Origin of the sequence: Ancylobacter oerskovii (genome assembly GCF_018390555.1) — a bacterium.
GTDB classification, from domain to species: domain Bacteria; phylum Pseudomonadota; class Alphaproteobacteria; order Rhizobiales; family Xanthobacteraceae; genus Ancylobacter; species Ancylobacter oerskovii.
Genome location: NZ_JAHBGB010000044.1, coordinates 686,857 through 698,643 on the forward strand (window position 1 = coordinate 686,857; position 11,787 = coordinate 698,643).

Genomic DNA, 11,787 nt, shown 5'->3' on the forward strand with positions numbered 1-11,787 from the left:
TCTGGTTGCGTTGCAGCATGTTGCCCCCCGGCGCTCTGCACGTCCTGCCAAAATTAGAAAATCGGGAATGATATCAATGGCTCACAACCTCTCTGACGTCCTGTTCGGCGGGAAGGCCGGGGATGTGGCACTCATCGAGGCCACCGACGCCGGCGTGCGGAGCTTCAGCTATGGAGAGCTGAACAGGCGGGTGAATGCACTCGGCCGCGGCCTGCGCGCCCGGCTGGGGGAGCGGGGCTTCCGGGTCGCGGTGCTGGCGCGCAACAGCGCGGACTATGTCGTGATCTATTTCGCCGTCATGCGCGCGGGCGGGGTGGTCGTGCCGTTCAACTGGCGGGCGGGCGACGAGGCGGTGGACTTCCTCCTGCGCGACGCGGCCATCGACATGATCTTCACCGACGACGCCGAGCGGCATGGCCGCCGACCCGGCGCGGTGCTGATCGGCAGCGAAGCCTGGGAGGCGTTGCAGGACGAGGGCGAGCTCGATCCGGCGCCGGTGGCGGAGGACGACATCGCGCAGATCCTCTACACCTCCGGTTCCACCGGCACGCCCAAGGGAGTTCCCCTTTCCCACCACGGACAGTACTGGGCCGTCGAGGAGGGGGCGAAGCTGGTGTCCGATCCGGGTTCCTACCGGGTGCTGGTCGCCGCGCCGCTGTTCCACATGAATGCGCTGTTCAACGTGAAGCGCACCTTCCGGGCCGGCGGCAGCCTCGTCGTGCTTCCCGGCTTCACCCCGGCGGGCTTTGCACGCGCGGTCGACACGTTCCGCTGCGACTGGGTCTCCGGGGTGCCGACCATGATCGCGATGCTGGCCCGGCATCTCGGCGACGAGGTGCCCTCGGCGTTCGCGCGGGTGCGCTTCCTGTTCATCGGATCGGCGCCCTATGGCGACAATCTGATCGCCGAGGCCCGCCGCCTTTTCCCCGGTGCCGAGATCGCCAATTTCTACGGCACCACCGAGGCCGGCCCGACCGTCTATGGCCGCCATCCCGATGGACGCCCGACACCGGCGCTCTCCTGCGGCTACCCCTTGTTCCAGGAAAATCTGCGCCTCGTGGCGGCGGACGGCACGCTCGTCGAGGGGGAGGGGGAAGGCACGCTGTTCATGCGCACCCCGGCGACGATGGCCGGCTATCTCAATCGGCCGGAGGTCAGTGCCGCCGTCCTGCAGGACGGGTGGTACAACAGCCGCGACATCATCCGGCAGGATGCCGAGGGGTTTCACTATTTCGTCGGGCGCGTCGACGACATGTTCATTTCGGCAGGCCACAATATCTATCCGGCGGAGATCGAGCGCGTGCTGGAGCAGCATCCGGCCATCGAGCAGGCGATCGTGGTTCCCGTGCCCGACAGTCTCAAGCATGAGGTGCCGGCGGCCTTCGTCGTCACCCGCGGCGGGGTCGCCTTGCAGGAGAGCGAGGTGAAGGAGTGGTTTGTCGCGCAGGCCGATCCCTATCTGCATCCCCGGCACATCTTCGCGGTGCCGGAGATTCCGCTCGCCCAGACCAACAAGGTGGACCGCACGAGGCTGAAGGCCGAAGCTGCCCTCCGTTCGGGGCGGGCGCAGGGAGCGAACCATGCAGCGTGAGGTGCGGATCTGATGACGACTGTTTCCATTCTCGAGAAGCGACGCATCGAGGCGGAGATCATCAAGCCGATCTATGACGAACTCGTCGCTCGCTTCGGCAAGGATGAAGCCAAGGCCGTGATCGGAAAGGCGGTACGGGAGAATTCGATCCGGCAGGCCGCCGCGTTTCGCACCGAGCTCGGTGAGCATTCGGGCATCGACGGCTTCTATTCGACGCTGCATTTGTGGACGATGAACGGGGCGCTGGAAATCGAGGTCACCGAGCAGTCTCCGACCGCGCTCGACTACAACGTGCATCGCTGCCGCTATGCCGAGATGTACCGTGAACTCGGCCTTGCCGAGATCGGCCACCTGCTGTCGTGCCAGCGCGATGCGGTGTTCTGCAAGGGCATCGATCCCCGCATCGAGATGGAGCGCACCCAGACCATCATGGAGGGCGCGGACCATTGCGATTTCCGCTATCGGCTCAAGGAAGAGCCGCTTTCGGACAGGTGAGCCGGTGCGGAAGGAGAGCGCGCCGTCTCCCCTTCCGCATGCGTTCCCTTCTCAGGCGCTGGCACGCCAGGCGGCATCGCGGTCCTTGGTGAAGGCGGACGTCACGCCGTCGGGCGCGTTCCGCTGGACGGGTAGGTGCGGCAGCACCAGTTCGGCGAAGCGATACGCTTCTTCCAGCAACGGCATGCCCGAGGCGATCAGCACCTCGATGCCGGCGTCGCGATAATCCTGCAGGCGCTGCACGACCTGCTGCGGGCTGCCGACCAGCGCCGTGCCCGGCCCATGCCGCACGAGGCCGATGCCGGACCACAGATTGGGCGCGATCTCCAATTCCCGCAGATCCTTCGGCTTGCGTCCGCCATGGAGCGCGGACATGCGCTGCTGGCCCACCGAATCGATGCCCGCCACATAGGCCTGGGCGCCGGCGACGGCCGCCTCGTCCATATGGTCGTAGAGATCCTGCGCCGCCGCCCAGGCGGCCTTCTCCGTCTCGCGCACGATCACATAGAGCCGGATGCCGAAGCGGATCGCATCCGCGCGTCCGTGCCTGGCCGCGAGCGCGCGGACTTCCCTTATCTTGGCCTGTGCCTGCTCCGGGGTCTCGCCCCAGGACAGATAGGTGTCGATATGCTTGGCGGCGACCTCGTGGGCGGCCGGCGAGGAGCCGCCGAACCAGAGCGGCACATGCGCCTGGGTGGGAGGCAGCGGCAGGCCGGCATCCACCACATGGATGAACCGGCCCTTGAACGTCACCGTTTCGCCGCGCAACAGGCCGCGCAGCACGGTGAGGAACTCGTCCGTATAGGCATAGCGGTCGTCATGGCTGAGATGGGTGCCGAACTGCGCCATCAGCCTGGCATCGCCATTGACGATGTTCACCCGCAGCCGACCGTTGGAAAACTGGTCGAAGGTGGTGATCATCTTCGCCAGCAGCACCGGCGAGAGCAGCGGTGGATGAGCTGCGATAAGATGCTGGAAATGCTCGGTATAAGGGATGAGCGCCGCGCCCTGGATCCAGGCGTCGTGCGAGCCGGTGGCGAGCAGGGCGCCCGTGAAACCGAGATGGTCCACGGCGCGGGCGATCTGCTGGAAATAGGCGTAGTTGAGCGGGCGAGCGCCATCCTTGCGCCAGGGATAGCGCCCGTCCGGGCCGGTGAGGTACCACAACACTTCCATTTTTCTGGCCTTTTTGTCGTTGGACCGGCTCAGGCGAGCGCGGCGAAATGCGAATCATCGACCGTGTCGGCAACGTCGATGGGGTGTGCAATGAGGCCGAAACGCGCGAACAGGTCGGCATGCCCCTGCTGCTCCGCGAGAAACTCGGCACCGGGCGGGAACACGCCCCATGGCCGGTTCGCCAGCGCCGGCAGCCACTGCTTCGCCGAGTTCCCGTTGACGCCGTCGAGCAGGGCCGCGGCGGCCTCGGGATCCGCCGCGGTGGCGGCATCGGACGCGATCAGCTCGTCGAGCAGAACGCGCACGGCATCGGGATGGCGCCGCAGGATCTCCACCGGCGCCCAGAACACGGTGCGGTTCGAGAAATGCGCGCCCGGCGCCGCGAGAATGCGCACCGGCACCTGCGCCGCGATCTGCGAATAGAGCGGGTCGGTGGCGACGATGGCATCGAGATGGCCTTCGACAAAGGCATCCCTGGCGGTGGCCGGGATGATCTCGGCCGCCTTCACCTCGCGCCAGTCCAGCCCGGCCGCCTCGAGTTCGGCGGCGAGGAACTGGGTATGCCACGAGATCGGCATCAGCCCGACGCCCCGCCCGCGCAGATCCGCGAGCGAGCCTATTCCGGCGTCTTCGCGTACCAGCAGGCCGCCGCGTTCGGGACGCGGCTGGCCTATTGCGAACACGGCGGTCGAAAAGCCTTCCGCCTTGGCCAGGATCGGCGGGGTGGCGCCCGTGCCGGCAAGCTGAATGACCCCGGCCTTCAGCAACGGAATGGTCTGCGAGCCGGCGCCAAAGACGAAGAAGGACAAATCGCGGGCGGCGAGCCGGGCCCGCGCGGCCTTGCGGCGCGCAAGGATCGACAGGGAGGGGTTCTGCGGATGAGCGCCGATCACGAGCGGCATGGGCAGGCTCCTTGGTGAGGCCGAGGGTGAGGACGGAGAGGGGCGAGCGGCTCCGCGCGGGGGGGCGATGCGGTCGGCCCGGTCCTGCACGCTCTCCATCGCCGGGAAGACGCGCGAACCGCGAGGCGCAGCCGCCGCCAAATGCGAGCCTTGGGCAGGAAACGATCCTCAAAATATCTTCTATAGCCAATAAAACATATAGATAATATCGGCAACCCTCGCGTCTGAGCCCCGCACTGGTCGCTACTGAGCCAACCGGTCGCGCGAGGGGGCTCGTCGAGATGCAGGGCTGTCGAACGTGGGGGTCATGAAGGCGTAGAGCCGCATCCAAGCCATCGGTGAGGGTGGACTGTCGGGAAGCGCCGCCGGATAGGAGAGGCCGGTTACGAGGCTGTTCGGCGTCGCTGCGCTGAAGGCTGCGGAAACAGGGAGGTCGCAGTGTTGCGGCTTCTCATTCCAGAAGGACGGAAGCATCGGCTTCCGTCAGCGCATCTGGAAACATACGGACCCCCAAAGGGGGGATGGTTGGGCTGCCGCTGCGCGGGGGCGCGAGGTCGCGACGGATAAATTTTCCGTTGGCTTCACGACAGAAACGGCGAAGTCGACCGGCAAGGCATCGCGCGTTAGAGGCACGTTACCCGTGGGTGACGCCGCTCGCCCCCACACCGAGTGGGTTGGCGCCGGAAACGACGGATCTGCAAACGAGCCGACCGCGCCTGCAATGGCCCCGGCTTTCCGGGCTCCCAGAAGACAATGGAGCCGCAGGGAGGCAGAAATGCAACGTGACCGCATGGCCGCTATCTTGCGACGTCGATCGAAAATTGGTTGATGTTCATTCTTCCCGCGGGCCGGAATCCAAGGCTGAAGGACATGGCGCCCTCGGTGCCGGTCATGTGCTGAGAAGCCTCTGGAGAAGGGGCGCTGCGCCCCGTTCGGGTGGGCCTCACCTGGCGCAACCGTTTACCGAACGAAGGTCTTCGCCAGCCCGGCGGTACGGTCGACCACGATCACCACTGCCAGAGTCAGCACCACCAATAGTACCGAGATGGCGGCGACGAGCGGGTCCGCCTGCTGCTCCACATGCCGGTACATAGCGACCGGCAGGGTCGACAGGCGCGGCCCGGTCATGAACAGCGACAGCACCACCTCGTCGAAGGAGACGAGGAAACACAGCGCCGCCGTGGATACCATGCCCGAGCGCATCATCGGCAGGGTGACACGGAAGAACACCGTGAGGGGCGGCGCGCCGAGCGTCGCCGCGGCTTCCTCCACCGGGATCGGCAAGGTGGCGAGTGCCGTCGACAACACGCGGATCGCATAGGGCAGAGTGACAATGAGATGCGCCGCCACCAGGCCCTGGAAGGTGCCGAGCAGGCCGAGCGGGGCGAACACCAGCAAGATGGCGAGGCCGAGCACGATGGTCGGCAGCAGCAGCGGCGCGGTGAACAGGCTGCCCAACACCTCCGCGCCCAGCGGGCGCAGCCTTACGAGCGCATAGGCGGCCGGCAGGCCGATCAGCAGCGATAGCGCCGTTACCACCAGTGCCAGGATGAGACTTACCGAGAAGGCGGCCGTCATCCGGGTGTCCGAGAAGATGGCACCGTACCAGCGCAGGCTCCAGCTCGATGGGGGGAACGCCATATAGGTGTCGCCGCTCAGCGAAATGGGAATGACGATGATGAGCGGCGCCAGCAGGAACAGGAACATCAGGCCGGCGGCGGCCTTCAGCACCGGGGAGATCGGGCGTTCGTCCATGTCTGGCCTCCGTCAGGCGATGCGCCGCAGCGCGCGTGTGTAAAGGGCCAGGGCGGCGCCGAACAGGACCAGCACGATCATCGACAGCGTCGCGGCGACCGGCCAGTTCAGCGTCACGATGGCCTGGTCGTAGATCTCGGTGGCCAGCAGGAACACCCGGCCTCCACCGAGCAGTTTCGGCGTCACGAAGGAAGAGATGGCGAGCACGAAGCAGAGCAGACAGCCGAGCGCCATGCCCGGAGCGGTGAGCGGCAGCACCACGCGCCAGAAGGTTTTCAAGGGCGTCGCCCCGAGCGTCAGCGCCGCCTCCTCGTAGCGCGGGTCGAGCCGCCCGAAGCCGGAGAGCAAAGCGAGGATCATGTAGGGCATGAGGATCTCGGTGAGCCCGATGACCACCCCGGTGAGGTTGAACATCAGCCGGGGCGGGGCGAGGCCGAACGCGGCCAGCAGGTTGGCGACCAGCCCCTGATTGGAGAGGATGGCGATCCAGCCATAGGTGCGCACCACCGCCGAGGTGAGCAGCGGCGCGATGACCAGCACCAGCAGGACGGTGCGCCACAATCCGCTGGAGCGGTGCAGGTAGATCGCGATCGGGTAGGAGGCCACGAGCGTCAGCAGGGTAATGAACAGGCTGACGCCGATGCTGTTGCCGATCAGCTCCAGGGTGAAGCTGTCGGTGAGCACGTTCCGCCAGGTGGCGAGCGAGACGGTGTCGATCAGCGCGCCGGTCGCCTCCGATTCGTTGAGGGACATGCGCAGCAGGTTGACCACCGGCCACAGGAAGCCGACGGCGTTGACGAGGGCGATCGGCAGCAGCAGCCACATGGCGACCGCCGCCGGGCTCATGCCGCGAGCTTCGCGGGCGGGGAGGGCGAGGGTGTTCATGAGAGAGCGCTCACGACGCGGCGTAGACGAAGGTGTCCCGGCGGTGCCAGGACAGGATGACCGGAGTGCCGGGGGCGAGCACGCCCTCGCCGCCGCGTGTCGCGGCTTCCGACTTCATCAGGACACCGCCCGCCTCGACCTCATATTCGAGGATGTCGCCGGCAAAGGTGGCCCGGGCCACCGTGCCGGCGAGCGCGTAGCGGTCGTCCCCGGCCGGCGGAGCGTACGCCGAAAGCGAGACGCGGTGCGGCCGCACCATCACCTCTACCCGGCCATCGAAGCCCGGTGCGGCGACCTGCACCCCTGCGACCTCGGCGAGACCGCCCGAGGCGGTTCCGGCGAGGCGGTTGATGCGGCCGACGAAGCCGGCCACGAAGGCGGTGCTGGGATGCTCGTAGATGTCGAGCGGGGTGCCGAGCTGCTCGAGGCGGCCATGGTTCATCACCGCGACCTTGTCGCAGATGGTGAGCGCTTCCATCTGATCGTGGGTGACGAAGATGGCGGTGATACCGAGCCGCTTCTGGATGTCGCGAATTTCGTTGCGCATCTCCTCGCGCAGCTTGGCATCGAGATTGGACAGCGGCTCGTCGAGAAGCAGGATGGAAGGACGCACCACGAGGGCGCGGGCGAGCGCCACGCGCTGCTGCTGGCCGCCGGACAGCTGGGCGGGGCGATGCTGCTCCTTGCCGGAAAGGCGCACCAGGGCGATGGCCTCGCGCACCCGCTCCTGCGCTTCCGCCTTGCCGACCTTGCGCATCTCCAGGCCGAAGGCGATGTTCCGCGCCACGTCCATATGCGGGAAGAGCGCATAGGACTGGAACACCAGCCCCATGTCGCGCCGATAGGGCGGCACGCCGGTAATGTCGTGCCCATCCACCACGATATGGCCGGAGGTGGAGGGCGCGAGGCCGGCGATCATGCGCAGCGACGTGGTCTTGCCGCAGCCGGAAGGGCCGAGGAAGGCGACGAGCTCGCCTTTGGCCACGTCGAGATTGAGGTCGTCCACGGCATTGAAGTTGCCATAGCGGCGGGTGAGGCCGCGCAGGGAGAGGAAGCCCTCCGCCTGCTTCAGACCCTGGATCTCGTCGGGGCGGATGCTCATCATGCGATGGTCCTCAACGGCTCGCGGGCAACACGCGGCGGCGCCACTGCTCGCCGATGGATTCACGCACCTTGGCGAGCGCGATCCAGTCCACGGGGATCACCTTGTCCATGAACTTCACCGCCGTGCGGTCCAGCGCCTCCGGCGAGATCTGCGCCTTGGTATTGGTGGGCGCGTAGAACATGCTCTCGGTGAAAGCCTTCTGCGCCTCCGGGCTCAGCGCGTAGTTCACGAAGGTCTTCGCCGCCTCGCCGCCGGGGCCATTGGCGACGAGATTGATGGTGTTGATCTGGAACACCGTGCCTTCCTGTGGGATGGCGGCCTTCAGCTTGCCGCCGGAGGTCTGGTTGTTGACCTGGGCGCGCGCGTTCCAGCCGGCGCCGAGAACGGCCTGGCCGGTGACGATCGGCACATAGACCTCGGGCTTGGGTTCCCAGGTCTGCACATTGGGGGCGATCTCGGTCATGGCCGCGATGCCCTTGCTCACGTCCTTCAGATAATCCGTGCCGCCATTGGCCTTGTTGAGGATGATGACCAGCGACACGCCCTGGATGTCGGGAATGCCGGGGATGACCACCTTGCCCTCATTGGCCTTGTCGGCCATCGCCATCCACGATGCCGGCGGCTCCTTCACCGCCTCGGCATTGTAGAGCATGACGAGATTGTCGAAGGTAACACCGACGCCGGCGACGTCCGGGATGCGGGCGGCGGGATAGAGATCCCTGACGTTCGGCGCGTTGCTTTCGTCGATTTTGTCGAACAGCTTCTCGTCGGTGCCGGCCTTGGAGACGGAGACGTCCATGATCACCACGTCGGCCTGCGGCGCCGCCTTCTGGGCACGCAGATTGCCGAGCATGGCGGCGGAGGACGGCAAGGGGAAATACGTCACCTGGATGTCGGGATGCGCCCGCATGAAGGGCTCGACAACGGCCTTGGTGTAGCGCTCCTGGAACAGGCCGGAATAGCCCATGACGGTGATGGAGGATTGCGCCCGGACGCCTTGGGTCAGCAGGCCGAGGGCGAGGATGGCGGCGGCGAGCTTCACGGATGTCGTCATGAATCCCCTCTGGAAAGGTTGGCGGGCCGGTGGCCCGGCCTCGTTTCACGATGATATGGCGAATGCGCGAGCCTCAGGCGGTGGCGAGCCGGGCCTCCACCAGCTTGGCCTCCACGAGGGCGCGGGCGCCGGTGATGTCGGGCAGCTTCTCGCCGGCGGCGAGACGGGCGAGGAGCTTTATCTCGGTCTCCTGCATCTGGAGGGCGCGAGCGGCGATGGCGGGCGCCTGGTCGGGCTTCAGCACCACCACGCCGCTCTCGTCGCACAGCACGGCGTCGCCCGGCTCGACGGTCTGACCGCCGACATTCACCGGCACGTTCATCGCGCCTTCGAGGCCGAGCAGCTTGGTGGTGATCGGCGAGGGGCCGCGGCACCACACCGGCATGTCGACGCGCACGATCTCGGAGAAGTCGGTGGCCGGGCCGTCGATGACGCCGGCCTTCACGCCGGCCTGCTTCATGGCGTTGGTGATGACCCCGCCCCAGCAGGCATGACGGGAATCCTCGCAGCGCTCGATCACCACGACGTCGCCGGGGCGCACATAGGCGGTGAGGTAGTGCAGCAGGGTGGAATCGGCATGGGGGATGCGCAGCGTCACCGCGGTGCCGGCCACGCGCTTGCCGGGCAGAACGGCGCCGATCCCGCGATCGACGAAGCCGGAATGCAGCACATGCCCGATGGTGGCGACCTCGCATTTCTCGAGCTCGGCGACGAGTTCGGGGGCGATCTGGGCGGGCATGGGATTGACGATGAACATGGATACGCTTCCCTCAGCCGAGGACGTGGTGATTGGCGACCGGCACATTGGTGCGGGCCTTCGCGCTATAGGCGAAGTCGAGCCGGCCGGAGGTGAAACCGACGCCGTCCGAACACTGGGCGGCGATATGGCCCCAGGGGTCGATCACCATGGAATGACCCCAGCACCATTTGGCGCCGCCGGCATGCGAGCCGGTCTGGCCGACGGCAAGAAACCAGGTCTGGGTCTCGATGGCGCGGGCGCGGGCCAGCACCTCCCAATGGTCCTTGCCGGTCATCAGGGTGAAGGCGGCGGGGAGCACGATGACGTCGGCCCCCTTGTCGCGCAGCTTGCGGAACAATTCGGGGAAGCGGATGTCGTAACAGATGGCGCAACCGACGGTGGTGTCGCCCAGCTGGTAGGTGACGACCTCTTCGCCGCGCGAGACCGTGTCGCTCTCGCGATAGATGGTGCCGCCGGTTATCTCCACGTCGAACAGGTGGATCTTGCGGTAGCGTGCCAGCTCCTCGCCGTCCGGGCCGAAGACGAGGGTGGTGTTGTAGAAGGAATTGCCGTCCTTCTCGGCGACGCTGCCGGCGTGGATCGCCACCTTCAGCTTCCGGGCCAGGCCCTTCATCAGCTGGTAGGACGCGCCATCGGGAAAGCTCTCGGCGGAATCCTGCATCTGAGCCGGCGTGTCGCCGAGAAAGGCGTAATATTCCGGCAGTACCACGAGGTCGGGACGCTCGGCGGCGACCGCCTCCTCGATGAGATTGGCGGCGGTGGCGAGGTTCGCCGCCTTGTCGCCCTGTGAATTCATCTGGATCAACGAAACCTTCACGCCGGGTCCTCCTTCAGCGGTCCGGTCGATGTGACCAGACCGCCGGCGCCCCGACAAACGCGAAATTCTTGTCCGCGCCGACAAGCAACGCTTATGAGAGCGGCATATGCGGATGCTGCCTATTCCCTGTGCGGTGCAGCACCGGGTGGCTTGTCCTCGCCGGCGGCGATCTCGGCGGCCATGCGGGCGATCAGCTGCGGCAGCGTGCTGCCGGGCTCCTCGCGATAGACCGCGTGCAGGTGCAGCCGCGGCAACCGCGCCTCGACGTCGAGCTGCACGAGTTCGCCGCGCTCGCGCATCTCACGCATCACCACTTCGGGAAACACCGCGACCCCCATGCCGTCGCGCACGAGGCGGGTGATGGTGGCGAGGGAGTTGGAATTGAGGATGCGCACCGCGTGTGGGTCCAGGCCAGCCGCCTCGATCAGCTTCAGCACGTTCTGGTGCGGCTGCGAGCCGCGCGAGAAGGCGAAGACCGGATAGGCGGTAAGGTCCTCCAGTGTCAGCCGGCGGCCGTGTAGGCCGAGGCGCGGCGCCGCCGCCCAGATGCACTCATAACTGCACAGCTCGATGTTGCGGTACCCGGGAGCGAGCACGGGGCCAGCGATGAGCGCCAGATCTACCTGCCGATCCATCAGCAGGCGCGCCACCGCCAGGCTCGTGTCCACCGTGAGGTCGAGGTCGACGTCGGGATGGGCGGCATAACCCTGCTCCATGAGTTGCGGCAGCCAAGCATAGACGATGGTGTCGATGACGCCGATGGACACGCGGCCGCGAAGCCGGTGGGGATCGCCGATCCCTAACCGCAGATCGGCTGCCAGCTGGACGATGGTCTCCGCCTGCGCAAGCGCCCGCTCCCCGGCCGGAGTGAGGCTGACATTGCGCAGGTCCCGCTCGAACAGGCGCACGCCGAGGTCGCGCTCCAGCGTCGCGATGCGATTGGAGACGGCAGCCTGGGTGGTGCAGAGCTTGTCGGCGGCGCTGGAGAAGCTGCGCAGCCGGGCCACCCAGAGAAAGGTCTCCAGAAAGCGGATGTTCATGCGCCGGAAAGCTCCGCTATGGCGGGAAGGGTGAAGCCTTCGCCCGCGCGGAAAGACCAGCCGGCGCGCCGCGCCGCCCTCCCGCGCCGGGATTCAACCCCTGTTATATTTCCCGAACGCGCGGCGACAAATGTCTCTCTTGTCTCAGCGGTGCGATGCTGGCCCCTGGATCGAGACCATGACCCGCTCGGCGTCACCGCCGAATTC

General features: G+C 66.8%; 11 protein-coding genes. 2 read left to right on the plus strand and 9 right to left on the minus strand.

The window, feature by feature from the left end; all coding sequences use genetic code 11:
• The first annotated feature begins 76 nt into the window (after positions 1 to 76).
• Complete coding sequence (locus tag KHC19_RS24195) at positions 77 to 1,591, plus strand: class I adenylate-forming enzyme family protein (RefSeq protein ID WP_213356100.1); 1,515 nt, start codon at positions 77 to 79, stop codon at positions 1,589 to 1,591.
• Positions 1,592 to 1,603: 12 nt separating this feature from the next.
• Positions 1,604 to 2,086, plus strand: a complete 483-nt coding sequence (locus KHC19_RS24200; RefSeq protein ID WP_213356102.1) for an L-2-amino-thiazoline-4-carboxylic acid hydrolase — start codon at positions 1,604 to 1,606, stop codon at positions 2,084 to 2,086.
• Positions 2,087 to 2,137: 51 nt separating this feature from the next.
• Here KHC19_RS24200 and KHC19_RS24205 read toward each other — a convergent pair whose 3' ends face one another.
• The 9 genes from KHC19_RS24205 to KHC19_RS24245 form a co-directional block, all read right to left on the minus strand.
• Positions 2,138 to 3,262: an LLM class flavin-dependent oxidoreductase gene (locus tag KHC19_RS24205; RefSeq protein ID WP_213356103.1), complete on the minus strand. Its 1,125-nt coding sequence runs from the start codon at positions 3,260 to 3,262 to the stop codon at positions 2,138 to 2,140.
• Positions 3,263 to 3,291: 29 nt separating this feature from the next.
• Positions 3,292 to 4,164, minus strand: a complete 873-nt coding sequence (locus tag KHC19_RS24210; RefSeq protein WP_213356104.1) for an ABC transporter substrate-binding protein — start codon at positions 4,162 to 4,164, stop codon at positions 3,292 to 3,294.
• A gap of 960 nt (positions 4,165 to 5,124) precedes the next feature.
• Positions 5,125 to 5,919 (minus strand): ABC transporter permease, encoded by a 795-nt coding sequence (locus tag KHC19_RS24215; RefSeq protein WP_213356105.1) that lies wholly within the window; start codon positions 5,917 to 5,919, stop codon positions 5,125 to 5,127.
• Positions 5,920 to 5,931: 12 nt separating this feature from the next.
• Positions 5,932 to 6,804: an ABC transporter permease gene (locus tag KHC19_RS24220; protein ID WP_213356106.1), complete on the minus strand. Its 873-nt coding sequence runs from the start codon at positions 6,802 to 6,804 to the stop codon at positions 5,932 to 5,934.
• 10 nt (positions 6,805 to 6,814) lie between these two features.
• The gene (locus KHC19_RS24225) at positions 6,815 to 7,909 is read right to left on the minus strand and encodes an ABC transporter ATP-binding protein (protein ID WP_246549462.1); all 1,095 of its coding nucleotides are present in this window, start codon (positions 7,907 to 7,909) and stop codon (positions 6,815 to 6,817) included.
• A gap of 10 nt (positions 7,910 to 7,919) precedes the next feature.
• On the minus strand, positions 7,920 to 8,963 hold the full coding sequence (locus tag KHC19_RS24230; RefSeq protein ID WP_213356107.1) for an ABC transporter substrate-binding protein: 1,044 nt from the start codon (positions 8,961 to 8,963) through the stop codon (positions 7,920 to 7,922).
• Positions 8,964 to 9,036: 73 nt separating this feature from the next.
• Complete coding sequence (locus KHC19_RS24235; protein WP_213356108.1) at positions 9,037 to 9,720, minus strand: RraA family protein; 684 nt, start codon at positions 9,718 to 9,720, stop codon at positions 9,037 to 9,039.
• A 13-nt stretch (positions 9,721 to 9,733) separates the two neighbouring features.
• Positions 9,734 to 10,540, minus strand: coding sequence for a carbon-nitrogen hydrolase family protein (locus tag KHC19_RS24240; RefSeq protein WP_213356110.1), 807 nt, complete (start codon positions 10,538 to 10,540; stop codon positions 9,734 to 9,736).
• A gap of 119 nt (positions 10,541 to 10,659) precedes the next feature.
• Positions 10,660 to 11,580 carry a LysR family transcriptional regulator gene (locus tag KHC19_RS24245; RefSeq protein WP_213356112.1) on the minus strand — a complete coding sequence of 307 codons (921 nt, stop codon included), beginning with the start codon at positions 11,578 to 11,580 and terminating at the stop codon, positions 10,660 to 10,662.
• Between the last annotated feature and the right edge of the window lie 207 nt (positions 11,581 to 11,787).

Bases quoted from the DNA above. Each gene is read 5' to 3' on its own strand.
- KHC19_RS24225 (WP_246549462.1), bottom strand. From the start codon at position 7,909: ATGATGAGCATCCGCCCCGACGAGATCCAGGGTCTGAAGCAGGCGGAG.
- KHC19_RS24200 (WP_213356102.1), top strand. From the start codon at position 1,604: ATGACGACTGTTTCCATTCTCGAGAAGCGACGCATCGAGGCGGAGATC.
- KHC19_RS24230 (WP_213356107.1), bottom strand. From the start codon at position 8,963: ATGACGACATCCGTGAAGCTCGCCGCCGCCATCCTCGCCCTCGGCCTG.
- KHC19_RS24220 (WP_213356106.1), bottom strand. From the start codon at position 6,804: ATGAACACCCTCGCCCTCCCCGCCCGCGAAGCTCGCGGCATGAGCCCG.
- KHC19_RS24245 (WP_213356112.1), bottom strand. From the start codon at position 11,580: ATGAACATCCGCTTTCTGGAGACCTTTCTCTGGGTGGCCCGGCTGCGC.
- KHC19_RS24235 (WP_213356108.1), bottom strand. From the start codon at position 9,720: ATGTTCATCGTCAATCCCATGCCCGCCCAGATCGCCCCCGAACTCGTC.
- KHC19_RS24210 (WP_213356104.1), bottom strand. From the start codon at position 4,164: ATGCCGCTCGTGATCGGCGCTCATCCGCAGAACCCCTCCCTGTCGATC.
- KHC19_RS24215 (WP_213356105.1), bottom strand. From the start codon at position 5,919: ATGGACGAACGCCCGATCTCCCCGGTGCTGAAGGCCGCCGCCGGCCTG.
- KHC19_RS24205 (WP_213356103.1), bottom strand. From the start codon at position 3,262: ATGGAAGTGTTGTGGTACCTCACCGGCCCGGACGGGCGCTATCCCTGG.
- KHC19_RS24195 (WP_213356100.1), top strand. From the start codon at position 77: ATGGCTCACAACCTCTCTGACGTCCTGTTCGGCGGGAAGGCCGGGGAT.